Source organism: Thalassotalea atypica (assembly GCF_030295975.1).
GTDB lineage: Bacteria > Pseudomonadota > Gammaproteobacteria > Enterobacterales > Alteromonadaceae > Thalassotalea_F > Thalassotalea_F atypica.
Genome location: NZ_AP027364.1, coordinates 1,894,660 through 1,920,926 on the forward strand (window position 1 = coordinate 1,894,660; position 26,267 = coordinate 1,920,926).

The following is a 26,267-nucleotide window of genomic DNA, read 5'->3' on the forward strand; positions in this document are numbered from 1 at the left end:
GATTATTCCTTATTGAGTACTTGTTGAGTTTGTTCGGCGATCACCCATTCTTCGTTCGTAGGGATAACTAAACAGGGGCGAGATGTTGGGCTAGCAATATTGCCAGATGCACCAAAGCGAGTGGCTTCGTTTTTCTCTTCATCAAGATGAATATTTAACAGAGATAGCCTTTTAACGACTTGTGTTCTTACGAACGAAGAGTTTTCACCAATACCGCCGGTAAATACAAGTCCATCGAGAGATTCTAACGCAGCGATGTAGCTGCTGATGGTTTTTGCAATACGATAACAGAACACCGATAAAGCAATGGTCGCTTGGGGATGATTATCTTTCAGGACTGCATCTTCAAGTGCACGACAATCATTACTGAGCGACGATAACCCTTTTAGACCACTGTCTTTATTCAGTAATTGATTGAGCTGCTCAGCGGTATAACCTAACTCCTGTTGCAAATGCAGCAACAGTCCAGGATCAATATCACCACTTCTGGTACCCATTGCTACACCTTCAAGTGGCGTTAGGCCCATACTGGTATCGACACTTCGTCCATCTTTTATCGCACTGATACTACAGCCGTTGCCTAGATGGGCTGTAATTAAGTTTACTGCACTAAATTTCTTGTCTAGTATTTTTGCAGCCTCTTTAGCAACAAAATAGTGACTTGTGCCATGAAAACCATAACGTCTAATGCCATGCTTCGTATATAGTTCATAAGGTATCGCGTATAAAAATGCTTGTTCAGGCATGGTTTGATGAAAAGCGGTATCAAATACTGCAACCTGCGGTAGTTTTGGGAAGGCGGCTTGAGTTGCATCGACACCAATCAGGTTTGCAGGATTATGGAGTGGTGCCAATGATGAAAGTTCCTCAATTTTTTCAATTACTTGGTCGTTAATTAGCGTGGGAGCAGAATAAACTTCTCCGCCATGCACGAACCTATGGCCTAAGGCAATAATACTTTGATCAAGCTGCTGCTCTTTCAAATAGGTTAATATATTTTCAATCGCTTTACGGTGATTGTGAGGGGCCACTAAGCCTGTTTTTGTTTTTTCACCATTTTTTTTGATGGTCAGCTGTGCTTCAGGCGTTCCTAAACATTCGGCAAGACCGGTTAAAATTGTGTGCTTTGTTGAAAGGCAAATAAGTGAAAATTTAAGCGAAGAACTTCCGCAATTTATAACTAGAATTAATTGTTGATTCATATAGAAAAGGTGCTAAATCATTGATGCCCTAACTATAGCGCTAACTGTTCACAAAAGTATTGATGTAATGCAAATAAAATTACATATTTGCTTTAATTATGGCTTAATTGTGTATTGTGTTTACATATATAAATGGGTGTTACATCTTTAATTTGTAAAAAGCCACTAATTTGGTTTATTATTTCCATATGAATATAAGTGTTGTATCGCTCATTAAATTGGGTATGAACTATATGAAGTTGTGGCCAGAACGTGCTGAATTAGCAAATTTCTTCGCTGATTATCGCGCAGTGCAAATGAGCCGCTTCACCTATCGTTTTTTTCCAGGTTTAGCCCTTCTCACCGTCATAATGCCTTTAGGTTTAGGCTACACTGACCTAGTACCGCAAATGTTGGTATATGGTTTGTTCATTGGATCAATGCCGTTGCAAGCGTTTGTCATGTTGGGAGTGAAAGCAGATAAATTTTTACCTTCTGCTTTGGCAAGCTGGTATAAAGAAGGCGTGGCTAAATATATTCAACAGGGGGGTGATATTAAGCTGTCTGTTGATAAACCAAGGTACATTGATTTAGCCACATTATTGAATCTCTCCTATAAAAGCTCCTATTAGCGCGCATAACGACAAGGTGTTTCGTACTTAGTTCTCTTTTTTGAACAGTCTAATTAAAAAGTCTGCTTGACACGTAAATTTTGCCGTCTTGGCTATTTGCTGTTTAACCTCTTTGCTTGCTTTAAATGCAAAAGGTGTCATTGACAATAAATTTAAGGTGTCTTGGCCGCTTTCAATCATCATGGGATAAGAAAGTTGCTCTTGGTGCACTAATGTAAGATTTTCTACAGGACATTTCTCGACATCGTGCGTTTGTGCCTGCTGATAAATTAAGGATTTTAATTCATACAGGTGTTGCTCCGCTGGGGTGACAGTCAGTAAATATCCCCCTTGACTTAAAACACGAGAAAATTCAATTTCAAGAATAGGTGCGTAAATCGATACAATCCAGCCAAAGAATTCACTGGTAAACGGGAGTTGTGACAAAGTGCCGACACTAAAGTCACATTGACGATATTTTTTTGCCGCTTTTTTAATGGCTTCTTTAGCAATATCAACGCCGTAAACTGCGCTGCTATGCATTTGTTGGTGGGTATAATAACCTTCACCACAGCCCGCATCTAATGTTGGCAAGTTATTGTCAGCGAACTCCATTTGTAACGCTGCTAATCGTTCGACCAATGGTTGATAAAATCCTTTTTCCAAAAACTCTCTGCGAGCATTGACCATGGCTTTGTTATCACCTGGATTTTTTGAATGCTTGAACTGTACTGGCAATAAGTTTACATAGCCTTCTTTGGCGATATCAAAGCTATGATTATTCGTGCACCTTAATGCGCCATGCGATGGCGAGAGTGGAGCTTCACACAGCGGACAAATATATTCAGGAGAATCGGTCATTTTTATAAATAGACTTGCCCTCTAGGGCAAGTCTTTTCCAGTTTACGTTATCAACAAAGGGATTATTTAAAGGTAGACCAAATAGGGGCGTGATCAGAAGGCTTTTCAATACCTCTTAATTCATAATCTACATCGGCTTCAACACAACAGGTGGCCATTTCTTCAGTGGCTAGGATGACATCAATTCGCAGTCCACGGTTATCAACAAATCCTTTTGAGCGGTAATCAAACCACGAGTAGCGCTCTGTGCGAGCGGGGTGAAGCTCTCTAAACGTATCTTTAAAGCCCCAGTCCATTAGCGTTTTCAACCATTCACGCTCTTCCGGTTGAAAGCTACATTTACCGGTTTTTAACCAACGTTTACGGTTTACATTACCAATACCTATATCCAAATCAGTGGGGGAAATATTGATATCGCCCATGACTACAACATGTTCATTATTTTGGTGATGATCGTTTAAATAAGTCATTAAGTCTTTATAAAATTGGCGTTTGTATGGATATTTGGTCTCGTGTGAAATGTTATCCCCTTGTGGAAAATAGCCATTGAGCACGGTGACTTTTTCGCCAGCATCGTTAGTAGTCTCAACCATGATCATACGCTTTTGATGTTCTTCGTTGTCGGTAGGGAACCCTTTGCGAACAACATCGGCTGGCTTTTTGGTTAACATGGCGACGCCGTAATGTGCTTTTTGACCATGAAAATAGACATTGTAACCCATCGCCTCGACATCGGCGACAGGAAACATTTCATCATGTACTTTAATTTCCTGTAAGCCGATCACATCTGGTTGGTGTTTGTCAATAATGGCTTGAAGTTGATGAAGTCTTGCTCGCAATCCGTTGATATTAAATGAGATTATTTTCATAGTGTTAGTGAATTCCAAAAGAATAATGCATTGATTATTTGGTGTAGTTTTTATCGTATTAAACATTTGTTGGCTATCAACCAATAGAAAATTATTTCTAATAAATGTTTCGCACAGTTTTATGTTGCAAATAATAGCACTAAGTACAAAGCAGCAAAACGAGAAATAGAGGTTTACACGCTTTTATTCTTTCTTTGTGTGAGCAATGAATAACAAGGTACTTATAAAAGCCAACAATGCACCGAAACTGATTGACCATCGCGTATCAATGATGGCGATGACGCTGCCAGCTAATGCAATAATGACATTTGCTAATGAGAAAGTGGTAGTAACGAGACCCATTAACTGGCCTTGCCCTAATTCACTGTACCTGTCTGAGATATATACAGGAATAAAGCCATTAAATACGGCAATGCACACTCCAACTAGGGCGTAGTATGGCCAAATAAATTGTCCGGGAATAAAATTATGGAGCACAAGGGCACTCGTCAATAGCGAAAGACCGATGATAGAGCCATTAACCAGCCCCCAATGTTGCTTTATCTTAGTGACCCCATAAATGCTGGTGATGATCATAAATGTGGTGAGCACCGCCGTGATCATGCCAATTTGTGGGCTGGTAAAATGAAATTGCTCTGCCAGTAATAACGGGTAAAATTCGTAGTAGGCGTTTAGCCCTAATGTGGCTAGCAAGTAGATCAAGAAAATTGATTTCAAATCACTGTGATTAAGTAGCAAAAATGAGTTCTGTTTACTGATTAATCTAAGAATGCTGCTGTTTCCTGCTATTTTTTTACTTTCGGTAGGCAATAACCACCAAATACTTAACAAAGCGCAAAATGTAATTACAACTGCAATCATAAAAACAAACTCGATCCCAAAGGGTTGTAATAACCCTCCGAGTAGTGGCCCAAGTAGCCAACCTGCGTAGCCTGTCGCATTAATTAAGCTAAAGGTACGAACCTTATCGAGTGTTGGTGATAAGTCGACAGCAATCGCTTTTGCAACACTGATATTACCCTCACAAAAACCCGTAATAAACCGTGTAAGAATGAGTAATGGAAAAGAATCATAAACAAAAGCAAAAACAGAGCCTATATAACCTAGAGCGCTAAAAAACAAAGTTGTTAATAGCGTTGTTTTCCTACCCCAAATATCTGAAGCCGCACCGATAATAGCACTGCCAAATAATACGCCAAGTGGGTATACAGCAAGTACTATACCCAACAATAATTTTGGTGGTAGCCCTAGGTATTGCGTAAGTGGCGTGTACTCATGAATAAAGTAAGGTGCAAGTATCGGGTAGGGCAAAGAAATACCGATGCAGCTTAATAATACGGCACACATGGCGGCGGTTAATGATTTCTTCGCTTGAATTATGTCAGGACTCATTTTTTTAATTTCTTAGGTATCGCATTGTTTTATATAAATAATGTGACTAATTGTGATAATGAACTACATTTATAAGATGTAACATTATGTATTATTGCAGTAACAGGTTGTAGTAACAGTTGTTAAACATTTGTAACTTCTTTAAGCTTGTTAACCAGATACAAGTTAAACACACTTTGTTGGCTAGCGTTACACGGCTATACTCACTAAACACAATCGAAGTGTTTTACAGGTTGATAAGTTCAACGCTAACAAGCCTAAAATGAATACTACAATTACCTGGGAGAAATGTGATGCCTGAGAATATGTCATCAGTTAAGAAAATTTTATTAGTTGAAGATGATCGACAGTTATCTGATCTAGTGACTGACTTTTTGTCAACGGAAGGTTTTCACGTAAAACAAGAGTTTCGTGGAGATACTGTAGCAAAACGCATAGAAACATTTTCACCGGATCTAATCATCCTAGATGTGATGCTGCCGGGTAAAGATGGCTTTGCTGTTTGTAGAGATATTCGCCCTACGTTTAGTGGACCTATATTAATGTTAACCGCCAAAGGTACCGACTTTGATCAAGTGCTTGGGTTAGAGATCGGTGCTGATGATTACGTTATTAAACCGGTTGAACCACGCGTATTGCTAGCACGAGTATCTGCGTTATTGCGCCGTGGCGAACTGCCTCAAGACAGTAAAGAAAAGGCAGAAATACATTGTGGTGAGTTGTCGATTAACCGTGGTTCTAGACACGTAACCTTGCATGGTGAAAACATTGAATTGACCAGCCAAGAATTTGATTTATTGTGGTTATTGGCTAGTCGCTCCGGTGAAGTGCAAAATAGAGATTATATCTATAAAGCGGTAGTAGGTCGTGAATACGACGGCATGGATAGAAGTGTCGATGTGCGTATTTCTCGATTACGTAAAAAGCTACATGACAGCAATGAAACACCGTTTAGAATTAAGACGATTTGGGGACAAGGATACTTGTTCGTGCCAGACGCTTGGAGTTAACAATTTACTCCTATTAAATATAACGCCTTAACTATATAGTTGAGGCGTTTTTTTATCGGTAAACAATTTTAGGTCACTTGAAGAAATTTGTTATGAAGCTAGGTCGATCATTTTTAGGTCTGTATTCGTCATTTTTAATTATATTTATCATCGCAGGGTGGTTGTTAGATGAAGTATGGCGAGGGTATTTAAAGCAAGATATTGATTCTTACACTGGCTACAAAACTCTGTTGCATGCGTTATCCGACTATGCTGCGAGAAACCCATATGATGAGTGGGATACTATAATTGAAGGAGCCGCTAAGAAATACAACTTACCATTAACTTTAGGTGATGTAGGCGACTTTGATGAAAACCATTTTGCTGAAAGAGAGCAAATTGAAAGCGGTAATACAGTTGTTCATTATGATGATGATTCGGTCATTTTACTCCATGCAATAGGGGACTCAAACAAGCTACTTGCTCTCGGCCCAACTAAAATGCCAACGAGACCCAGGGTAGAAGCAGTTATGAGGGCGGTAATATTAAGTGTGATAGCCTTACTAATCTTGATCTTATTGTGGCCTATAACTCGGGATTTAGACCGCTTAAAAGCTGCCGCAACGGCATTTGGTACAGGGGATCTCAAAGCAAGAGCCGGCACCCCTAAATCAGCCATGCTTGGTGCAACCATCAATGCATTCAATATGATGGCAAGTCATATAAAACGTTTAGTTGATGCGCATAAAGAACTAACCAACGCTGTTTCCCATGAATTAAGGACACCACTTGCACGCTCAAAATTTGCGATTCAAATCTTAGAGGGTATTGATGATAGGGAAAAACAAGAAAAGTACTTACAACAAATAAAGTCTGATATTCATGAGCTAGAAGAATTAATTAATGAGATGTTGGTATACGCATCATTTGACAGCGATAAACCGGCAATAAATATTTCGCGTCATTCTGTTAAATCCATTATTGATAATCAGCTTGCTCAGCACAGTAATTTTATTGACCAAATTGAAGTGGAGATTCAAAGCGGCGATTTTGAGGTTAATTGTGATAGTCACTTTATTGAACGGGCAGTCAGTAATTATATTACCAATGCCATTAAATACGGTGGTGATAAGGTCCTCATTGAGGCGAAGTATGACAATGAATATGCCACTTTAGTTGTGCATGATAATGGGCCAGGTGTTGGGAAAGAATTCAAAGAGATTGCTTTTGATGCATTTTCACGTGCAGAGTCCAGTCGAAATAAAGAAACTGGCGGCTTTGGTTTAGGGCTTGCGATCGTGCAACGTGTAATGGAATGGCATGAAGGCTTAGCCTTTGTCGGCGATAGTTCATTGGGTGGAGCAGAATTTGGCCTTAAGTGGCCAAAAGATTTAGAAAATACTTAGATAAAATTTCTAAAGAAAAATCACGGACTTCCGATAAAGGACTGTAGTACTTAAGTAAGGCAGTCCTTTGGTCAAAAATAATCTTCTGATTCATGAATTACAGCTTGGTGAAACACTTAATAAGTGTATTCATAGTAAAAGGCGTGCTGATTTTTCTTTGATGTTAGCAATGCTAGTGGAAGATGCCCGAGAATTTAGCCAGTTCAAAACTCCTCTAACACAGGACTCAACAACAGACTGCACTGAACAGCAGCTAAGAAAACAATTCGAATTACCGGATAAAGAACCATTGTCATTAACTGATTTTGCACAAATTAGCCATTTTAACCAGGCCAGTCAGCTCAGTGAAAAACAATTATTTGTAATGAAACTTAATGACGCACTGTCACCTAAGCCTCTGTGCTTTAGAGACGATAAACATTTCATAGAAACTAATATTAAATCGAATACTTCATTATATTGTCAGCACAAGCTTGAGGCCGATGACGAAAAAGCAGTCAGACGTGAGGCCTTTAACGCGAATGAATGGTTAAAGTCGGTAAAAAATACTCGCGTTCAATCTATTATTGCAACAGCATAATACCAAATTTAATAGTTCTACGATTAACAATAATGATTCGAAAAGATACTAATTGGCACAACATTTCTTGAATTTTTTGTTGCTACCACAGGGGCATACATCATTACGAGAAATAGTCCCAATTTTATCATTGATAAGAATATCACCATCAATATATTTAAGCTGACCTTGCTCTTGCTGAAACCTTGAGTGTTCCTTAAATTCGTGCAGTGTATTGCCTATTAGAAAATAGGCTGAGAACTCAACCGTTGCAGGTATTGAATTTTCATCTGAATGATGAATGATCAGCTTTACCCACTTTTGTTCTTGGGCCGAGTGCGCCAGTTCTTCAACACTTAGGTTCAGCTGTTGCTTTGCGCCGTATGTTTGCAAGACATAATCATAGTTTTTTAATACGTACGCGCTATAACGTGAACGCATAAGTTTTTCTGCTTGTACTGCGCTTTTATCTTTATTGTGAAAAATAGAACAGCAATCAGTATACGAGCCACCAGAGCCGCAAGGACAAAGCATTATTAATTTCTTTCATCAATATTTTGGCAAAATAGTAATGCATGTCAGGCCTTTAATGCAATTGATTTGAATGATTAAGCAAAATACACTTTGTTTTCCCTTTGCGTGCACTGGCAGATAATTTTGAAATTTCCTCTTGCTCAAACATGGCATCGCATAAAATAACTGCGGAACAGTTTCCTGAACAAAGCGCCTTTTCTATCGCTGCAATGTCTACTTTAACTTTGTGAGAATTTAACAAGAGTAGTTTGGATTTATCAACACTTGTATGGCTCACTTTTCTTAGTGAATTCACTTGTGGATCTACCATCAAAATCCACTTGTTACTTTTATCGTGTTTTTGACATAGCTGAGCGTATTCGTTTGACAATTTTTGACTTTGCTTAACTTCCTTTACGTCAATCCATGGTTCAAGTGTGTCGACGTTATTAACGTGTTCAAATAAAGAATTATCTATAGTAGTTGCTGTACGGTTCATTTTTATTGCCTTTTTAATTGTGCTGTATGTATGTACAGTACTTTGTGTTTTGATATAATGCAAGTACAAATTTCAAACTGGTTATTAATTCTATTTAGACTATAGTTAGGGGTTCAGGATAATGTAATTGGCAATAGGGAAGTATGCTTATGTCACATGAAGTCAGTTTTGGAAACAGGGTGAGCCAGGTTAAAAATTCATTGGATCAACTTCAAAATAGTTTATTTGAAGATGAGTGCTCTGATGAATCTATGATGAGGCTCAGTAAAGCGCTAAATGATATAAATGAAGAAGTGATGTTGCTTAAAAATATGATGCAGCTTGGACGATCATCAGACTCTATTTGATAAAGTGTAAAAATCGCCGAAAGGCGATTTTTTTTGGAACAACATTTACTAGATCAAATATATCTTTTAACTTCTTGGAAATTCGTTTATGTTTGGTCAATCTATCAAATGTTAAGGAAATGTTAATGAAATTGTTTTTGCTAGCAGCGATCCCTGCTGCTGTGTTCGCTTCCTGCTATGTTGCGGCAGCAAATAACCAAGTATCACCAATTAAACCAAAAATTGTTGGCGGTGAAGAGGCACAAGAAGGTAGCTGGCCATGGATGTCTGCGCTTGTTTTTACATTTGATGAAGTCAGCACTTCGCTGTCAGTCGATAATGAAAGCTATGCTACAGAGCCCTTTACTTTCAGTCCCGCAGGTAATGCGCAAGGTAGCCTAGTTGATTGTGGAATTGGTGATCAAAGCTGTGCTGATGCAACAGGCAACGTTTGTCTTATTGAGCGCGGTGAAATAAACTTTTCCGAGAAAGCGCTAAATTGTGAAGCTGGTGGTGGTGTAGGTGTTGTTATTTATAACAATGTTGCTGGTTCGATAAGCGGTACATTAGGTGACGACTTTAGTGGCGCAATTCCTGTTGTTTCAGTGAGTCAAGCTGATGGACAAGTGTTGAAAGAAAAACTTGGTTTGACAGCAAACTTGAGTGTGTCGGCATCACAATCATTAGCGCAAGACTCGAACTGTGGCGCTAGCTTTTTGGGTGGACGCTGGGTCTTGACCGCTTCACATTGTGTAGATGACGCTAATCCTGCTTTATTAAAGGTCAATGTTGGTGAGTTTGACTTGTCTGACGGGGCGAATAACGCCTCATCAATTAAACGTATATATATGCATCCAAATTATGACGATGTGTCACTCGATTATGATATTGCGCTTATTGAGTTAGCCGAAGAGGTAGACTCTCCAGCCGTAACGCTAGCGAGCACTGAAACAACAGAACTCGTTGAAATGGAAAACAGCTTAGTGACGGTTATCGGTTGGGGTGGTCGTACAGGTTATGGACCTGGTGAAGGGCCGACGTCGAATTTTCCAGACATTTTACATCAGGTTGAACTGTCATTAATGACAAACAAAGCATGTAAAGATACTTTTGTTGATAGCTTTACTAACGGTCAAGGTGGAATTGATCCTGAAACCGTTGGTATTACTGAACGGATGATTTGTGCCACTGTAGCTGGTGGCGGCAAAAGCTCATGCCAAGGCGATAGTGGTGGCCCTTTGGTGGTGAATACTAACGAAGGCTGGCAGCAAGTTGGAGTCGTTAGTTGGGGCATAGGTTGTGCAGCGGATGGTTACCCTGGCGTTTTTGCCAGAGCATCAAGCTTTGATGATTGGTTAAAAGGTATCTATCAGGGCATAGCAATTGAACAAGTCGCTGATTTTGGCGTTGTGCCTGTTGGTCAAACCTTTACGACATCACTTGAAGTCACAAATAATGCAAGTATGACAGCGAATTTAACGTTCTCAGTTGTGGGCGATGATGCTTTTATAGTTGATGGTGAAAACTGTGCAACATTAGCGGCCGCAGAGTCGTGTACTGTAGAAGTATCATTAACTGCTAATAGTGCACTAAGCGAAAATGTCAGCATTGATATTGCTGCTGATGTAGAAGATATTGTAACCAGTTCAGCGATTGCTAAAGCGGTTGCTATTGAAACCTCTAGTGAAATTGAAACCGCGTTAAATACTGGCGATGAAAATGTAGTTTGGTATTCAGGAGGGGCTCTGTCGTGGGTAACCGATAGCGCCAATGGCGGTATTACTAGCGGAAGTATTACGCATAATCAAAGTAGCTTTGCGATGGCAGTAATTGATGGTGAAGGTGAGTTAACCTTTGAATGGTCGGTATCAAGTGAAGAAAATGTTGACGATCCCACAGAGCCTTATGATGCATTATACCTATACGTAAATGATGAGCTTGTTGATTTTATCTCAGGTGATGTTGCATTTGAAGCGAAGACAATCAGCTTAGCTGAAGGCATCAATAAAGTGGTTTGGGAATATAACAAAGATCCCGCCGCGACTGAGTTAGATGATAAAGGTTACATTAAAAATGTAATGTTCACTGTGCCTTCGGTCGCTCCTACACCCACGCCCACACCGCCAGCAGCCAATAATTCTGGCAGCTCTTCTGGTGGAGGTATGGCTTGGTTATCGTTATTAATGTTGGGTTTATTAAGACGAAGAATGTAATTTAAATTAGAAAGCGCTCAGGTTGAAAGGCTAACAAGAAGTTGTTAGCCTTTTTTAGTGCCTTCAAAAGAACGTTTGTATAGTTAACGCGTTGTCAATGAAACTATATCTAACCAGTGCTTTAGATTGTGATTTACATTTACTCGCTCTAATAGATAAATAACCTTGAGTTGTATCTTTAAGATTGCTCTAACGGTATCTTAGATATCAATTAACAACTGAGGAAGTTTAATGGCAGGTCCTTTATCAGGTATTAAAGTGTTGGATTTGAGTCGCATATTGGCTGGGCCTTGGTCGACACAAGTGTTAGCGGATTATGGCGCAGAAGTTTGGAAAATCGAACGGCCCAAATTAGGGGATGATACCCGGCATTGGGGACCTCCTTATGTCAAAGATAAAAAAGGCAATGATACGGAACAATCAGCGTATTTTATTGCCACCAATAGAGGCAAAAAATCGATCACATTAGACATCACAACGCGCGATGGTCAGCAATCGATTAAACAGCTAGTTCAAGACGCTGATATTTTAGTTGAGAATTACAAAGTCGGGGGGCTTGAGAAATATGGCCTAGATTATCTCAGTGTAAAAGCAACTAAGCCCGATATCATTTATTGCTCGATTACGGGCTTTGGCCAAACGGGCCCTTATGCTAAACAAGCGGGCTATGACGCCATGATTCAAGCAATGGGTGGCTTGATGAGTATTACTGGTGAAAAAGATGAACTACCAGGTGGTGGCCCTCAAAAAGTAGGCGTTGCTGTGGCAGATTTAATGACGGGGATGTATGCAGTTAGCGCGATATTAGCAGCGCTACATTATAAAAACCAAACCGGTAGTGGTCAGCATATTGATTTAGCTTTGCTTGATACGCAGGTGGCCTGGCTGGCAAATCAAGCTAGCAACTATCTAGTTTCAGGTGATATTCCCAATAGATTGGGCAGTGCGCACCCTAATATTGTTCCCTATCAATCGGTTAAAGTGAAAGATGGTTATATTCTTTTAGCGGTAGGCAATGATGGACAGTTCAAAAAATGCTGCCAAGTATTAGGTTGTCCAGAAATTGGGTTAAATGAACGATATCTGACAAATAGCTTGCGCGTTAAAAACCGAAATGAGTTATTGCCAATACTTGAATCATATTTTATACAACAAAATGTAGCTTATTGGTTAAAAGCGCTTGCAGCCGTTCATGTGCCTTGCGGCCCAATAAATAACATAGATAATGTATTCGATAATGAACAAGTCAAACATCGCCAAATGTCGTTTGATCTTGATCACCCAGAAATTGGTGCAATACCGCAAGTGGCAAATCCGGTGAAATTTTCCGAGACGCCTATTGAATATAAAAACGCACCACCTACGTTAGGGCAACATACAGCTGATATCCTGTCAAAGTTAAAATGATCAAGGCATGCTGTTCGCTTCGTTGGAGGGGGTATTTGGGTGTTTTCTGAGAGAGTCGTTATTTTGGCGCGTTATTATTAGTAGGTTCATGGTCTTTTTATTCTTGTTAAATAAATGTAGCCTATCGATAAGAAAGTGATAGAATTTCCCAACACAGAATTGTAAGTTGTTGCTGTTTTCATTGAGTTGGAATAATAAAATCTCAGCGTATGGAGTCGCCTAAATCATGAAAAACTCACTGAATTATAAAGAAATAAAAAGCATTCTTTTTGTCTGTATGGGTAACATTTGCCGCTCTCCCACAGCCGAAGCTATTTTTAGACACAAAGCCAAGCAAGCGAATTTAAACCTGTCATTAGATTCTGCAGGCACGCTTGGAGCGCATGCTCGTGAAAAACCAGATCATAGAGCGATAAAAGTGGGTAATGATAAGGGCTATTCTTTTGATGGGATCAAGGCGAGAAAGGTTATCGAAAAAGACTTTAGCCAATTTGATCTCATACTTGCAATGGATGAAGACAATGTTCGTAATTTAAAGAAAGTTGCTAGGCCTGAATACCACCATAAGATTATGTTATTTCTTGATTTTATTGAAGGCATAGAAGAAAGAGAAGTCCCTGACCCTTATTACGGCGGTGCTGGTGGATTTAGGTACGTGGTTGAATTAATTGAAGCAGCCAGTGATAGCCTAGTGGGTAAACTAGTAGAATCACGAACGGTGAACTCTTAAAGCGTTTAAAAAAAAGCGGCAAAGCCGCTTTTTACGTCACTAACTATTTCGTCTATTGCGCACTGATTGAGCTAATCTTTCAAGCATTTCTTTGCTGGTTGTTAAATCAACACACGCATCGGTGATACTCTGGCCATAAATTAACGGTTTATTTGCTTCAACTTTTTGATTCCCAGCCACTAAAAAGCTTTCTATCATCACGCCAAAAATATTACAGCTACCTTCTGTTATTTGATTAGCAAGTTCAGAGGCAACATCCATCTGCTTATTATGATCCTTAAAGCTATTACCGTGACTGCAATCGACCATGATGGGTTTATCTATGCCTGATTGAGTCAATGTTTTTACGGTGTTGCTAATGTCTTGTGATGAATAATTCGGTTGCTTTCCACCACGTAATATTACATGGGCAAAAGGATTACCATGAGTTTGGTAGATACACATTTGACCATTTTTGTCTGGTGAGTAAAGTACATGAGGTACGCTCGAAGCTTTTATTGCATCAACAGCAATTTTTACGTTGCCATCGGTACCGTTCTTAAAGCCTACGGGGCAAGACAACGCTGACGCTAATTCTCTGTGTACTTGGCTTTCAGTGGTGCGTGCGCCAATGGCCCCCCAACTGATTAAATCTGAGATATATTGGCCCGTTACCATATCTAAAAATTCAGTACCTGCAGCTAAACCAAGTTTATTTATGTCGACAAGTAAATTTCTAGCTAAGGTGAGTCCTTTGGCAACATGGAATGATTTGTCTAGATCGGGATCACTAATCAATCCTTTCCAACCAACTGTGGTGCGCGGCTTTTCAAAATAAACGCGCATTACAATTAGCAGGTCATCTTGGTATTTATCATGGAGTGTTTTAAGTTGCTTTGCATAGTCTACCGCGGCTACAGGATCATGAATTGAGCAAGGTCCAATAACAACTACTAGGCGATCGTCTTTGCCTTCTATAATGTTTTCTACAGCAGTTCTGCTATCTAAGATAAATTGTGCAGTTTTAGGGTCTAATGGGATCTGCTGTGCAAGTTCGGCAGGCGATGCTAAATTCTCAATTAGCGTCGTGCGAATTTCATCGGTTTTTATAGTCATTTAACAGTCTTTAAAGCGTCTATGCTTTTTATATAATACTGCGCGCTAAGATAGCTAAATTAACCCCGTAAGTGAACCGATTTTACAGGGTTAATTAGTATAAATTGATATAAAACTAAAATTACTAGTATTTATAGCGTTGTAGGCCTGTTTCCGAGAGGATTTTGGCGGTTATTTCTTCAACTGAGAACTTAGTGGTGTTGATAAAAGGGATTTTTTCTTTCTTATACAGTTTTTCTACTTCTCTTAATTCCATTCGGCACTGCCTTGCGGACGCATATTTGCTGTTCGCCATGCGATTATCTCGAATATCCATTAAACGATCGGCATCGATAGTTAAACCAAAAATTTTCTTTTTATATGGCTTGAGAAAATCCGGCAGTTTCAAGTCATCCATATCATCATCAGTAAATGGGTAATTTGCAGCTTTAACACCGTACTGTAGCGCCAAATAGAGTGATGAGGGCGTTTTACCTGAACGGGACACTCCAACTAAAATGACATCAGCGCCTTCATAGTTTGTGATATTAGAGCCGTCATCATTGGCAAGCGCATAGTTGACTGCATCAATTCTGTGATCGTATGAATTTTCATGGATGCTATGTGTGCGGTGAGCTTTAGGTTTTGCATCAATTCCGAGCTGTTGTTCCAGCGGTGAGACAAAATGCTCAAGAAAGTTATAAATAATGCCATCACAACTATCAATAATTTCTCTGATCTCGGGGTTAACAAAAGTATGAAAAACTAGCGGCGGTTCACCGGTTTGTCGTGAGGTTCTGTTTATTCGTTCTTTGGCTTCCTGTGCTTTTTCTAGCGTTTCTACAAATGAAATGGTGTGGTGTTCAAATTCCATTGGAAACAAAGACAGTAAGGCGTGACCAAATACCTCAGAAGTAATGGCCGTACCATCGGAAATGTAAAAAGCTGCGCGCATCATGATCTCACTTGTGAAAACTTTTAAATAGTATTTTGGAATATTTAGGGGGCAGTGTAGAATGAGCGCGCTTGTAAATAAAGGTTTATACGTAAGCATCTTAGTTTTGCATGAAATTAAGGGATTTACGTATACACTTTTATTTATTTATCTTGGAGATTATGTCGTGCAAGAAAACGTACTTTGGTATGAAGAATTAGGGATGAATGACGTTGAGCGAGTTGGCGGAAAGAACGCATCGCTTGGTGAAATGATATCAAACCTTGCCAATGTTGGCGTACAAGTGCCTGGTGGTTTTGCTACTACAGCGTACGCGTTTAATGAATTTCTAGAGCAAAGTGGCCTCAACGACAAGATCTATCAATTGCTTGATACTCTTGATGTAAGCGATATTCATGCCTTAGGTGAATGTGGGGCTAAAATCCGTCAATGGATTATTGATACGCCGTTCTTACCGCAAATGCAGGACGATATTGAACAAGCCTATGCTAAACTTGCTGGCGAATTCACCGAAGATGCTTCATTCGCTGTACGTTCATCAGCAACGGCAGAAGACATGCCTGATGCCTCCTTTGCGGGCCAGCAAGAAACTTTCCTCAATGTAAAAGGTTTAGACGCGGTCATGGTCGCGATTAAACACGTTTTTGCCTCTCTTTTTAACGATCGTGCAATCTCTTATCGTGTTCACCAAGGCTACGACCACCGTGGCGTGGCCTTATCTGCGGGTATTCAGCGTATGGTTCGCTCCGATATTTCGTCAAGTGGTGTAATGTTCTCTATTGATACAGAATCAGGCTTTGAAGATGTAGTCTTTGTCACTTCAAGTTTTGGTTTAGGTGAAATGGTTGTACAAGGCGCAGTTAACCCTGACGAATTTTATGTACACAAACCAACACTGGCCAAAGGCAACCCCGCTGTTGTTCGTCGTAATATCGGCTCAAAAGCGATTAAGATGATCTATGCAGACACGCAAGAGCATGGCAAGCAGGTTGAAATTGTTGATATTGAACCAGCACAGTCAAACCAGTTCTCATTGACAGATGATGAAGTAATGGAACTTGCCAAACAAGCAGTGATCATTGAAAAGCATTATCAACGTCCGATGGACATTGAGTGGGCAAAAGATGGTCTCGACGGTAAGCTTTATATAGTTCAAGCCCGCCCTGAAACAGTGCGCAGCCGAGAAAATGCCAATGTGATGGAACAATTCCAATTACAAGAATCAGCTAATGTTATTTGTGAAGGTCGCTCAATTGGTCACAAAATTGGCTCAGGTGAAGCAAAAGTACTGTCTTCATTAGACGAAATGGACAAAATCCAGCCGGGTGATGTATTAGTCACTGACATGACAGATCCTGATTGGGAGCCTATCATGAAGCGAGCTTCTGCGATTGTTACTAACCGTGGTGGACGTACTTGTCACGCAGCAATCATCGCACGTGAAATGGGGATCCCGGCGGTTGTTGGCTGTGGTGATGCAACTTCAAAAATTGCTAATGGTGATGAAGTGACCGTTTCTTGTGCTGAAGGTGATACCGGTTTCATCTACCAAGGTAAACTGGACTTCACCGTGACAACATCAGAAGTGGACTCTATGCCTGAGCTACCACTTAAAATAATGATGAATGTCGGCAACCCAGACCGAGCATTTGCTTTTGCTCGATTACCACATGCAGGTATTGGTTTAGCACGTTTAGAGTTCATTATTAATAAAATGATCGGTGTTCACCCGAAGGCATTATTAAACTTTGATGAACAGTCACGTGATTTAAAAGAAGAAATTACTGATATTATTGCCGGTTATGAAAGTCCTGTAGAGTTTTACGTTGCGAAACTAACTGAAGGTATTTCAACACTAGCGGCGGCATACTCACCAGAAAAAGTCATCGTACGTATGTCTGATTTTAAATCAAACGAATACGCTAACTTAGTGGGCGGTGAAGAGTTTGAGCCGGATGAAGAAAACCCAATGATTGGTTACCGTGGTGCGTCACGTTACATCTCAAAAGATTTCAGAGAGTGTTTTGCACTAGAGTGTGAAGCGATTAAACGTGTACGTAATGACATGGGCTTTAGTAACGTCGAGATCATGATCCCATTTGTTCGTACGTTAGACGAAGCGGCAGCGGTTATTGAGATACTTGAAAGCTACGGCTTAAAACGTGGTGAAAACGGCTTAAGAATTATCATGATGTGTGAATTGCCATCTAACGCATTGCTTGCTGATCAGTTCTTAGATTATTTCGATGGCTTCTCAATTGGCTCTAACGATTTAACTCAGCTAACACTTGGTTTGGATCGTGATTCAGGCTTGATTGCTCATTTATTTGACGAGCGTAATCCTGCTATTAAGATGCTATTAGAAATGGCAATCAAAGCTTGTAAGGCGCGTGGAAAATACGTCGGTATTTGTGGTCAAGGGCCGTCAGATCATCCAGATTTTGCTCATTGGTTAGTGGAGCAGGGCATCGATAGTGTGTCACTCAACCCAGATACAGTATTACCTACTTGGTTATATTTGGCTGAGCAAGAAGGTAAAGTAAGCTAGCGAATAAATACTAGCCAAAAATATTGATAAAAGCTTAAGAGCAAATTAAATGTTCTTAAGCTTTTTTATTTTTCTCTCCCACAACCCCTAAACATCACTTTTTAGCGTGTTATACTTCATCACCTCAATAATGTTGTTACGCAAAATTACGCTATGTTACCTCGGTTAGACCCTGTTGAATTAATTAAACCTATTTACCAAGATTTCATTAACGCTCTAAAGCAAACTGCTTTTACGGGTGAAATTAATAACCAATACAGCGCGCGACTCGCTGTCGCAACAGATAACAGTGTTTATCAACAGCTCCCACAATTAGTGCTTCACCCTCGCACCAAGAACGATGTTCAACTTATTACAGGGCTGGCAAACCAACAACGTTTCCAAAACATAAAATTCAGTGCAAGAGGCGGCGGTACTGGTACCAATGGTCAAAGTTTAACGCCAGGGATTGTTATTGACTTATCAAAATACATGAATCGTATTTTAGAAATTAATGTTCAAGAAAACTGGGTAAAAGTAGAAGCGGGTGTGGTTAAGGATCAACTCAATGATTACTTGCGTCCTTACGGTTTTTTCTTCTCACCTGATTTATCGACTAGTAATAGGGCAACCATCGGTGGCATGATCAACACGGACGCATCCGGTCAAGGCTCTTTGGTGTATGGTAAAACCTCCAACCATGTTTTAGGACTGAGTAGCGTACTGGCTAATGGCGAATTGATAGAAACATTTCCAATGCCTATTGAAGAAGCTGAGCGTGTTGGTCAAGAGCACACTAGTCTCGGGAAAATTGTCGGGCAGGTTTACAATACGTGTCGCGACAACCGTGAGCTTATTTTATCAACGTTTCCACGTCTCAATCGCTTTTTAACGGGTTATGACTTAGAAAACGTATTCGATGTTGACTTAACAACATTTGATCTCTCCCGCGTGATCACGGGCTCTGAAGGATCGCTTGCCATTGTTTGCGAAGCTAAACTTAACTTAACGCCCATTTCAAAAGCCAAAGCGATCGTCAATATTAAATACGACAGTTTTGACTCGGCACTTCGTCATTCACCAAGCCTAGTTAAGGCAAATGCAACGTCAGTAGAAACGATAGACAGCAAAGTACTGAATCTAGCGAAACAAGATATTGTCTGGCACTCGGTTAGTGATTTAATCACGGAAGTGCCTGGTAAAGTCATGGATGGTATAAACCTTGTCGAGTACAACGATGATAATATTGACGCATTAAAATCACGTATAGGGACACTAGAGCAAACATTGGCTCAAGACATCGATAGTGATAAGGGCGTTATCGGCTTTCAAGTAACTTACGATTTAGCCAGTATCAATCGCTTATACGCTATGCGTAAAAAAGCGGTTGGCTTGCTCGGTAATACAGCGGGAAGCCAAAAACCGTTAGCCTTTGCTGAAGATACGGCAGTGCCACCTGAAAATTTAGCTGATTTTATTGTTGAATTTAGAGCTCTGCTTGATAGCTATAACCTACATTACGGCATGTTTGGGCATGTTGATGCCGGTGTCTTACATGTAAGGCCTGCACTTGATATGTGCGATCCTGAACAAGAGAAATTGCTTCGTCAAATTTCCGATCAAGTAGTTTCATTAACTGCTAAATATGGTGGTTTAATGTGGGGTGAGCACGGGAAGGGTTATCGTAGTGAATACGGCCCTGAATTTTTTGGTGAGGTACTGTTCACTGAGCTGAGAAAAATAAAGTCGGCGTTCGATCCGCTCAATAAAATGAATCCCGGTAAAATTTGTACGCCAATTGACTCTCAAGAAGCGCTTGTTTCTGTTGATGGCGTAAAACGTGGATATTTTGATCGTCAAATCCCAACGGCAGTTAAAACCTCATTCGAGTCAGCGCTAGGCTGTAACGGCAATGGTCTGTGTTTTAACTACGACGTCACAAGCCCTATGTGCCCATCGAGTAAAGTTACACGCGATCGACGACACTCTCCTAAAGGTCGAGCAGGGTTAATGCGTGAATGGCTTAGACTAGTCGAGAGCCAAGGCGTTGATGTTCTGTCGCTTGAGCAGGAAATCAGCGGTTGGTCAGTCAAACGTTTGCTGAATAAAATTTCGAATGGTTTTAGCGCTGACACTAAGGAGGATTTCTCTCATGAAGTGATGTCTGCGATGAAAGGCTGCTTGGCGTGTAAAGCCTGTGTTAGTCAGTGTCCAGTCAAAGTTGATGTACCAGATTTTAGATCGCGTTTTATCAACCTTTATCATTCAAAGTACTTTAGACCAATAACTGACCATCTTGTCGCAAATGTTGAGCAATTGGCGCCCGTGATGGCAACGATGCCAAAAATTGTAAATAGTGTATTAAATACGCCATTATATAAGTCGTTTAGCCGTAAATTTATTGGCTATGTGGATACACCGTTATTATCTATACCAACACTTAATAAACGTGTAGCAGATAGATTCGAACGATTCGATATTGACGCGTTAACCAATTTTTCTGATGAAGAAAAAGCTAAAACGTTGCTTATTGTCCAAGATCCTTTTACCTCATTTTATGACGCAAATACCGTGGAATCCATGATGTTGCTGGCTCAAAAGCTTGGCTTTAATCCAATATTATTGCCGTTTAAGCCTAATGGTAAACCACAGCATGTTAAAGGTTTCCTAAAACGTTTTGCTAAAACTGCCAAGAATAGTGCAGATTTCTTAAACCAATTACATGAGCTCAGCTTACCTATGGTAGGCATGGACGCTTCATTAGTGCTTTGCTATCGAGATGAATATAAACAAATATTAGGAGATCAGCGCGGCGAGTTTAATGTCCAGCTAGCTCATGAATGGCTTGTTACTGCGATTGGTACAATAGATGTTGAATCATTCGCGCTACCAGTCGCTAAACAGCCAACACCGTTTAAATTGTTTGGTCATTGCACGGAAAAAACAGCACTGCCTAAAAGTGAAAGCCAATGGATTGATATTTTCAAAACGTTTGGCTTAGTGGTTGAAAAAGTGAGTGTGGGTTGTTGCGGTATGGCGGGTACTTATGGCCATGAAGCGGTTAATTTGGATAACTCAAGGTCATTGTTTGAAATGAGTTGGCAAGCACCTCTTGACGCATTATCAGATGAACAAGTGTTGGTGACTGGTTTTTCATGTCGAAGCCAAGCTAAACGGTTTGCTAGCATTAAGTCTCGTCACCCCGTACAGGCATTATTAGAAGCGATTAACGAGTTGCATATAAAGACATAGATTTACTCAATAAAAAAAGGCGCTTTAGCGCCTTTTTTTATTAACAACATTACAGCAATTACTTACCGCCTCGAGCGATTATTTCGCGAGCCATTTCATCAGCTACCATACCCGTTGGTTTGTTTTCAGCATCAGCTTTATTGAATACATCCAACAAAGTAGAATAAATTTCTTCAACTTTAGCGGTCGCTTGATCAATGCAGTAATCTTCTTCGAAAGACACATTGATGATGCCTCCGGCATTGATTACATAATCAGGTGCGTACAAAATACCACGTTCAACTAAAGCGTGGTCATGTCTTGGCTCTGCTAATTGATTATTGGCACAACCAGCAACGATCTTAGCCTTAATGCGATCAATGGTACTGTCGTTAATTGTTGCGCCAAGTGCACACGGCGCATATACATCAACATCTTGGTCGTAAATTTCATTCAAACCAACAACGTCAGCGCCAAACTCAGTGGCTACTTTATCAAGTGCTTCTTGATTTAAGTCGGTAACTACCAATTTTGCGCCCGCTTTGTGTAAATGTTCACACAAGTAATAACCAACACTACCTAACCCTTGAATAGCGATGCGCAGTCCAGTTAAATCGCCTGTGCCTAGTTTATGCTTAACAGCGGCTTTAATGCCTAAAAAGGTACCTAATGCTGTGAATGGTGCAGGGTTTCCACTTTTACCTTCAGTGCCTGTTACATAAGGTGTTACTGTATTAGCAATGGCAATATCTGCTGTAGTGATATTGACGTCTTCAGCGCTAACGTAGCGTCCACCTAAGCCATTTAACGCATTACCAAATGCTTTAAAAAGTGCTTCAGATTTGATTTCTTTAGCGTTACCAATAATAACTGATTTTCCACCACCCATGGTCAAGCCTGCCATGGCATTTTTATATGTCATGCCACGAGATAGACGTAAAACGTCAACTAACGCTTCTTCATCACTTGCGTAGTCCCACATTCTACAACCACCAACCGCAGCACCTAACTTTGTGCTGTGTACCGCAATAATTGCTTTTAAGCCTGTTTCTTCGTCGCTACAGAAAACGACTTGTTCATGATGATCAAAGTCTACTAAATCGAAAAAAGCCACTGTATGTCTCCAAGGTTAAAAGGTGTTCAAGTAGAGTATTTCTATACTCAAAAGGGTTATTTTATTTTAGTCTTCTGATTCACATTTACTTGAACATTGTTGTAATATTTCGGCGCGCACCATAGCATTTAGATTTTAGGCAATCTAGCTAATAGCTCAAATAAACTTGTGTTCAAGTGTTAACTATTAAGTACATATTAAGTATCTTAATGAAATGTTTTATACTCAATTACAGATAATAAGAGGCGATACTAAATGTCCGATAACGCGGCACTAACTGAAGAACAACAATCCGCATGGATTAAAGAACAATACCAGGCTGCTACTAAGTACCTTGCAACAAAAGGAATTATTACATCTACCGTAATCCTTGAACAAAGTCGTTATCTTGTACCTTCGATCGCTGTTTGGTTACTTAAAGATGCAACAGGGCAGTTGTATTGGGTACTAAGTGCTCAACTTTCTACTGATCACGTCCATGCTGAAACAGCAAATAATGCTAGGGAGGCAATGCGGCATTTTTCAATGAAGTGGCAGCTACAAGCAGAAAATATGCTTTCGAGTGAAGACTGTAAACAACATGAATTTGGCCAGCGCTTGGTTAGTCAGGCTGACAAGTTATACGATCTTTATAATGATGATGTACTGTGGCAATAATTATTGATTGAATAACAATCAATGGAATGTATAGAGAAGGTTTAAGGTTGGACGTTAAAATAGCCTAAAGGCAGTCGGTGATCAGGACGATATTCAGTGACTTAGGTAGCATTTGTTATAGTTGATGCAATCAATAGGGCAGGCCATACGCTGCTTTGGTAATCCCGCCTCCATAAAAACAGAGCCAACCGTATAAAACTTATTTTTCCTAAAATATTCAACAGCATCTAATGGGCTATGAATGAACACTTCATTTAAGGAGAGTTCTTTAGCTATTTGCATCAACCCTTGAATGACAATTTGATCTAATTTCAGCTTACGATGTTCCATCACGACAGCGATGCGACCTATTTCTCCAGTATTTAAAATGCGTCCCGTAGCGATAGGCTCTTGGGTTATGTCATCACAAACTAACATGTGATAAGCCGTACGATCTTTTCGATCAAATTCAATACTTTTGGGAATTCGGTATTCGCATATAAAGACGCGCTCTCGCACGTCTTTAAGTAAAGGCTCCGCTTGTTCCCAAGGTACTCGGCTTACACTATAAGGCACTTGTCTAATCTATATACCAATATCCCATATTTAAAACAGTAGTTAACATTTGTACGTTTTTCAAACAATCTGAGAAACTTTTTAGCTTTTCTGTGGTCATAGTTGCGTTTTGTGCTAGCAAAAGTCCAAGCGCTTTCGTATCACTATCTAGTACGATTTGATCGCCATTAATGTACAAGCAATTGTTTTGCTGGTTGATTAGAGATTTCAACCCCAATACTGGGCGAACCAAAATACCGTCTGTATTGAGAAAATCTGTAACTGTCTCTTCAGTAAATTTTTCTACTGGCATTAAAATTTCTAACGCGTGATGTGAACTCGTTGTGAACGTAGACACCATATGGCTAAACAATTCATCATCATTTAAATGACTAAGCATGAATCGTTTTAAACTTGCTAAGTCGCCACTGGTTAACAATTCAGGTTGTTTTGCTATTTTTCGACCAGCATCACCAAAGCGTTCGCAGCCAATGTTTTGATCAATCAAAGTATCCGCAAATGCAGAAACGAGTTCTTGGCCACTTGGCGCCTGAAAGCCAATTGAGTAATTTAGTGAATTTTCTAATGCTACGCCATTATGTGGATGATTGGGCGGAATATAGACAATATCACCAGGCTCAGTGATAACATCTATCACGGGGGCAAAAGAAGAAACTTGCTTTAAATCTGGATGCGGCACGAGTTGTTCTAGTGAAGAATCTGGCAGTCCAACTTGCCAACGACGCTTGCCAGAGCCTTGGATTATAAACACATCATATTGATCTAAATGTGCGCCAACGCCACCTTCGGGTGTTGAAAAACTAACCATGACGTCATCTATGCGCCAGTTAGGCACGAATTTAAATGGACGTAGCAAGTCATTCGTTTTATCAGACCAGTTATTGACGGCTTGCACTAACAACGTCCAGCCTTGCTCTTTAAGATCTGAAAAGTCTTCAAATGGGCCATGGCTTACTTGCCAATCAGAAAAATTTTGGTGAGCAATAATGCGAGACTCTATCTCTTCTTCCATCGCGAGCCCAGCTAATTCATCAGCAGCAATGGGATCGGCAAACTGTTTGAAACCATTCTTAATGATCAGTGGTTTTTTCTGCCAGTATTCTTTAAGAAATAATTCAGGGGTTAAGTCGCCCCAATTAAGTTCATACATATTTTTTTCTCAATAAAAAAGGGATTCAAAAGAACCCCTTTATTGTTGGCAACGGTGGCGAATTAGTCCAGTTCAGCGATAAAAGACTCGGCGCGACCAATATAAGTTTCAGGTGTTAATTCGCAGAGCTCAGCTTTAACAGACTCTGGTAATTCAAGGTTCATGATGAATGAACGCATTGATGCGCCATCAACACGCTTACCACGCGTCAACTCTTTTAGTTTCTCGTATGGCTTTTCTATGCCATATCGACGCATTACCGTTTGCACTGGCTCAGCTAGAACTTCCCAGTTTTTGTCGAGCTCTGCACGAAGATTTTCTTCATTCACTTGTAACTTGCTAATACCTTTTAATGTGGCAGCATAAGCAATTAATGCATGACCAAAACCAACGCCTAAGTTACGTAATACGGTGGAGTCAGTTAGATCACGCTGCCAGCGAGATACAGGAAGTTTTTGTGCTAAGTGTGAGAATAAAGCATTGGCAATGCCTAAGTTACCTTCAGAATTTTCAAAATCAATCGGGTTAACTTTATGTGGCATAGTTGATGATCCAATTTCCCCTGCAATGGTTTTTTGCTTGAAGTGACCTAATGCAATATAGCCCCAAATGTCACGATCAAAGTCGATTAAGATGGTATTGAAACGTGCTACAGCATCAAAAAGCTCAGCTATGTAGTCATGTGGCTCAATTTGAGTAGTGAACGCATTCCAGGTTAATCCTAATGAAGTAACAAATTCATTAGCAAAACCATGCCAGTTCACTTCTGGGTACGCACTGACGTGAGCGTTGTAGTTACCGACAGCGCCATTGATCTTACCTAACATTTCTACGTTAGCAATCTGGTCACGTTGACGTTTCAAACGAACGTAAACGTTAGCCATTTCTTTACCCATGGTGCTTGGAGAAGCTGGTTGACCGTGTGTACGACACATCATTGGGATAGATTTATATTCAATTGCCAATGCTTTTAGCTCAGCAAGAATTTCTTCCATCATTGGCAATAACACTTGCTCACGTGACTCGCTTAGCATTAAACCGTGCGACAAGTTATTGATGTCTTCAGACGTGCAGGCAAAATGAATGAATTCAGTCACTGCATTAAGCTCTGCGTTGTCTGCAACTTTTTCCTTCAAAAAGTATTCAACTGCTTTTACGTCATGGTTTGTTGTTGCTTCAATGTTTTTTACACGTAGTGCATCTTCTTCGCTAAAATCAGCAACAATCGCATCTAACACGGCGTTAGCTTCTGCTGAAAAAGCAGGGACTTCGTTGATTTCAGCAGTAGCCGCTAGTTTTTGCAACCAGCGAACTTCAACAGTTACACGGTATTTGATTAATCCAAATTCACTGAAAATAGGGCGTAGGGCTGCAGTTTTGCTACCATAACGACCATCAACAGGTGAAATTGCACTTAATGCTGAAAGTTCCATAATGAGTTCCCAATA

23 protein-coding genes are annotated in these 26,267 nt (G+C 40.1%); 11 read left to right on the plus strand and 12 right to left on the minus strand.

All coding sequences use genetic code 11. The features are described from left to right. Window positions 1-2: 2 nt before the first annotated feature. Window positions 3-1,202, minus strand: a complete 1,200-nt coding sequence (locus tag QUE03_RS08810) for an acetate kinase (RefSeq protein ID WP_286267189.1) — start codon at window positions 1,200-1,202, stop codon at window positions 3-5. A 188-nt stretch (window positions 1,203-1,390) separates the two neighbouring features. On the opposite strand from QUE03_RS08810, the gene yfbV reads away from it, so the two are divergent. Beyond that, window positions 1,391-1,813, plus strand: a complete 423-nt coding sequence (gene yfbV / locus QUE03_RS08815) for a terminus macrodomain insulation protein YfbV (protein WP_286267191.1) — start codon at window positions 1,391-1,393, stop codon at window positions 1,811-1,813. 27 nt (window positions 1,814-1,840) lie between these two features. Here yfbV and rlmA read toward each other — a convergent pair whose 3' ends face one another. The 3 genes from rlmA to QUE03_RS08830 all read right to left on the minus strand — a co-directional run bounded on the left by rlmA (window position 1,841) and on the right by QUE03_RS08830 (window position 4,914). Beyond that, window positions 1,841-2,653, minus strand: a complete 813-nt coding sequence (gene rlmA, locus QUE03_RS08820) for a 23S rRNA (guanine(745)-N(1))-methyltransferase (RefSeq protein WP_286267194.1) — start codon at window positions 2,651-2,653, stop codon at window positions 1,841-1,843. A 62-nt stretch (window positions 2,654-2,715) separates the two neighbouring features. Further along, window positions 2,716-3,522 (minus strand): exodeoxyribonuclease III, encoded by an 807-nt coding sequence (gene xthA / locus QUE03_RS08825; RefSeq protein ID WP_286267196.1) that lies wholly within the window; start codon window positions 3,520-3,522, stop codon window positions 2,716-2,718. A gap of 183 nt (window positions 3,523-3,705) precedes the next feature. Next, complete coding sequence (locus tag QUE03_RS08830) at window positions 3,706-4,914, minus strand: MFS transporter (protein WP_286267198.1); 1,209 nt, start codon at window positions 4,912-4,914, stop codon at window positions 3,706-3,708. A gap of 293 nt (window positions 4,915-5,207) precedes the next feature. On the opposite strand from QUE03_RS08830, the gene QUE03_RS08835 reads away from it, so the two are divergent. The 3 genes from QUE03_RS08835 to QUE03_RS08845 all read left to right on the plus strand — a co-directional run bounded on the left by QUE03_RS08835 (window position 5,208) and on the right by QUE03_RS08845 (window position 7,889). Then, window positions 5,208-5,924 (plus strand): winged helix-turn-helix domain-containing protein, encoded by a 717-nt coding sequence (locus tag QUE03_RS08835; RefSeq protein WP_286267200.1) that lies wholly within the window; start codon window positions 5,208-5,210, stop codon window positions 5,922-5,924. A 92-nt stretch (window positions 5,925-6,016) separates the two neighbouring features. Then, the gene (locus tag QUE03_RS08840) at window positions 6,017-7,309 is read left to right on the plus strand and encodes an ATP-binding protein (protein ID WP_286267202.1); all 1,293 of its coding nucleotides are present in this window, start codon (window positions 6,017-6,019) and stop codon (window positions 7,307-7,309) included. 67 nt (window positions 7,310-7,376) lie between these two features. After that, the gene (locus tag QUE03_RS08845) at window positions 7,377-7,889 is read left to right on the plus strand and encodes a VC2046/SO_2500 family protein (RefSeq protein WP_286267204.1); all 513 of its coding nucleotides are present in this window, start codon (window positions 7,377-7,379) and stop codon (window positions 7,887-7,889) included. 48 nt (window positions 7,890-7,937) lie between these two features. On the opposite strand, the gene QUE03_RS08850 is transcribed toward QUE03_RS08845, so the two are convergent. Further along, the gene (locus QUE03_RS08850; protein WP_286267206.1) at window positions 7,938-8,402 is read right to left on the minus strand and encodes a YchJ family protein; all 465 of its coding nucleotides are present in this window, start codon (window positions 8,400-8,402) and stop codon (window positions 7,938-7,940) included. A gap of 52 nt (window positions 8,403-8,454) precedes the next feature. Then, a complete protein-coding gene (locus QUE03_RS08855; protein WP_286267208.1) occupies window positions 8,455-8,880 on the minus strand; it encodes a SulA-like leucine-rich domain-containing protein in 426 nt (141 codons plus the stop codon). Window positions 8,881-9,029: 149 nt separating this feature from the next. Between QUE03_RS08855 and QUE03_RS08860 the strand changes: the two genes are divergently transcribed. The 4 genes from QUE03_RS08860 (at window position 9,030) to QUE03_RS08875 (ending at window position 13,556) form a co-directional block, all read left to right on the plus strand. Further along, on the plus strand, window positions 9,030-9,227 hold the full coding sequence (locus QUE03_RS08860) for a hypothetical protein (protein ID WP_286267210.1): 198 nt from the start codon (window positions 9,030-9,032) through the stop codon (window positions 9,225-9,227). A gap of 125 nt (window positions 9,228-9,352) precedes the next feature. Then, window positions 9,353-11,419 (plus strand): trypsin-like serine protease, encoded by a 2,067-nt coding sequence (locus tag QUE03_RS08865; protein WP_286267212.1) that lies wholly within the window; start codon window positions 9,353-9,355, stop codon window positions 11,417-11,419. A gap of 231 nt (window positions 11,420-11,650) precedes the next feature. Beyond that, the gene (locus QUE03_RS08870; protein WP_286267214.1) at window positions 11,651-12,826 is read left to right on the plus strand and encodes a CaiB/BaiF CoA transferase family protein; all 1,176 of its coding nucleotides are present in this window, start codon (window positions 11,651-11,653) and stop codon (window positions 12,824-12,826) included. 226 nt (window positions 12,827-13,052) lie between these two features. Then, window positions 13,053-13,556: a low molecular weight protein-tyrosine-phosphatase gene (locus QUE03_RS08875; protein ID WP_286267216.1), complete on the plus strand. Its 504-nt coding sequence runs from the start codon at window positions 13,053-13,055 to the stop codon at window positions 13,554-13,556. 39 nt (window positions 13,557-13,595) lie between these two features. Here QUE03_RS08875 and QUE03_RS08880 read toward each other — a convergent pair whose 3' ends face one another. Both QUE03_RS08880 and ppsR read right to left on the minus strand, forming a co-directional pair. Then, a complete protein-coding gene (locus tag QUE03_RS08880) occupies window positions 13,596-14,651 on the minus strand; it encodes a 3-deoxy-7-phosphoheptulonate synthase (protein ID WP_286267218.1) in 1,056 nt (351 codons plus the stop codon). A 124-nt stretch (window positions 14,652-14,775) separates the two neighbouring features. Then, the gene (gene ppsR, locus QUE03_RS08885; RefSeq protein WP_286267799.1) at window positions 14,776-15,585 is read right to left on the minus strand and encodes a posphoenolpyruvate synthetase regulatory kinase/phosphorylase PpsR; all 810 of its coding nucleotides are present in this window, start codon (window positions 15,583-15,585) and stop codon (window positions 14,776-14,778) included. 166 nt (window positions 15,586-15,751) lie between these two features. Here ppsR and ppsA point away from each other — a divergent pair, with 166 nt between their 5' ends. Then, window positions 15,752-18,133 (plus strand): phosphoenolpyruvate synthase, encoded by a 2,382-nt coding sequence (gene ppsA, locus QUE03_RS08890; protein ID WP_286267220.1) that lies wholly within the window; start codon window positions 15,752-15,754, stop codon window positions 18,131-18,133. Window positions 18,134-18,286: 153 nt separating this feature from the next. Further along, window positions 18,287-21,364: a D-2-hydroxyglutarate dehydrogenase YdiJ gene (gene ydiJ, locus QUE03_RS08895; protein WP_286267222.1), complete on the plus strand. Its 3,078-nt coding sequence runs from the start codon at window positions 18,287-18,289 to the stop codon at window positions 21,362-21,364. 58 nt (window positions 21,365-21,422) lie between these two features. Here the strand turns inward: ydiJ and QUE03_RS08900 are convergent, their stop codons facing one another. Further along, window positions 21,423-22,457 carry a Leu/Phe/Val dehydrogenase gene (locus tag QUE03_RS08900; protein WP_286267225.1) on the minus strand — a complete coding sequence of 345 codons (1,035 nt, stop codon included), beginning with the start codon at window positions 22,455-22,457 and terminating at the stop codon, window positions 21,423-21,425. Window positions 22,458-22,712: 255 nt separating this feature from the next. Here QUE03_RS08900 and QUE03_RS08905 point away from each other — a divergent pair, with 255 nt between their 5' ends. After that, window positions 22,713-23,114, plus strand: a complete 402-nt coding sequence (locus QUE03_RS08905) for a DUF4826 family protein (RefSeq protein ID WP_286267227.1) — start codon at window positions 22,713-22,715, stop codon at window positions 23,112-23,114. Window positions 23,115-23,207: 93 nt separating this feature from the next. On the opposite strand, the gene QUE03_RS08910 is transcribed toward QUE03_RS08905, so the two are convergent. From QUE03_RS08910 to purB, 3 genes are all read right to left on the minus strand, one after another. Next, window positions 23,208-23,669, minus strand: coding sequence for a GNAT family N-acetyltransferase (locus QUE03_RS08910; protein ID WP_286267229.1), 462 nt, complete (start codon window positions 23,667-23,669; stop codon window positions 23,208-23,210). Between the two features lie 4 nt (window positions 23,670-23,673). Beyond that, window positions 23,674-24,819, minus strand: a complete 1,146-nt coding sequence (locus QUE03_RS08915) for a cupin domain-containing protein (protein WP_286267230.1) — start codon at window positions 24,817-24,819, stop codon at window positions 23,674-23,676. Window positions 24,820-24,881: 62 nt separating this feature from the next. After that, entirely contained in the window at window positions 24,882-26,252 is a 1,371-nt protein-coding gene (purB, locus tag QUE03_RS08920; RefSeq protein WP_286267232.1) for an adenylosuccinate lyase, read from the minus strand. Window positions 26,253-26,267: the final 15 nt, after the last annotated feature.

Coding starts and splice junctions, on each gene's coding strand:
- QUE03_RS08850 (WP_286267206.1), bottom strand. CDS start 8,402: ATGCTTTGTCCTTGCGGCTCTGGTGGCTCGTATACTGATTGCTGTTCT.
- yfbV (WP_286267191.1), top strand. CDS start 1,391: ATGAATATAAGTGTTGTATCGCTCATTAAATTGGGTATGAACTATATG.
- QUE03_RS08835 (WP_286267200.1), top strand. CDS start 5,208: ATGCCTGAGAATATGTCATCAGTTAAGAAAATTTTATTAGTTGAAGAT.
- QUE03_RS08830 (WP_286267198.1), bottom strand. CDS start 4,914: ATGAGTCCTGACATAATTCAAGCGAAGAAATCATTAACCGCCGCCATG.
- rlmA (WP_286267194.1), bottom strand. CDS start 2,653: ATGACCGATTCTCCTGAATATATTTGTCCGCTGTGTGAAGCTCCACTC.
- ydiJ (WP_286267222.1), top strand. CDS start 18,287: ATGTTACCTCGGTTAGACCCTGTTGAATTAATTAAACCTATTTACCAA.
- QUE03_RS08880 (WP_286267218.1), bottom strand. CDS start 14,651: ATGACTATAAAAACCGATGAAATTCGCACGACGCTAATTGAGAATTTA.
- QUE03_RS08905 (WP_286267227.1), top strand. CDS start 22,713: ATGTCCGATAACGCGGCACTAACTGAAGAACAACAATCCGCATGGATT.
- QUE03_RS08810 (WP_286267189.1), bottom strand. CDS start 1,202: ATGAATCAACAATTAATTCTAGTTATAAATTGCGGAAGTTCTTCGCTT.
- purB (WP_286267232.1), bottom strand. CDS start 26,252: ATGGAACTTTCAGCATTAAGTGCAATTTCACCTGTTGATGGTCGTTAT.
- QUE03_RS08865 (WP_286267212.1), top strand. CDS start 9,353: ATGAAATTGTTTTTGCTAGCAGCGATCCCTGCTGCTGTGTTCGCTTCC.
- QUE03_RS08860 (WP_286267210.1), top strand. CDS start 9,030: ATGTCACATGAAGTCAGTTTTGGAAACAGGGTGAGCCAGGTTAAAAAT.
- QUE03_RS08915 (WP_286267230.1), bottom strand. CDS start 24,819: ATGTATGAACTTAATTGGGGCGACTTAACCCCTGAATTATTTCTTAAA.
- QUE03_RS08855 (WP_286267208.1), bottom strand. CDS start 8,880: ATGAACCGTACAGCAACTACTATAGATAATTCTTTATTTGAACACGTT.
- QUE03_RS08870 (WP_286267214.1), top strand. CDS start 11,651: ATGGCAGGTCCTTTATCAGGTATTAAAGTGTTGGATTTGAGTCGCATA.
- QUE03_RS08840 (WP_286267202.1), top strand. CDS start 6,017: ATGAAGCTAGGTCGATCATTTTTAGGTCTGTATTCGTCATTTTTAATT.
- ppsR (WP_286267799.1), bottom strand. CDS start 15,585: ATGCGCGCAGCTTTTTACATTTCCGATGGTACGGCCATTACTTCTGAG.
- QUE03_RS08875 (WP_286267216.1), top strand. CDS start 13,053: ATGAAAAACTCACTGAATTATAAAGAAATAAAAAGCATTCTTTTTGTC.
- xthA (WP_286267196.1), bottom strand. CDS start 3,522: ATGAAAATAATCTCATTTAATATCAACGGATTGCGAGCAAGACTTCAT.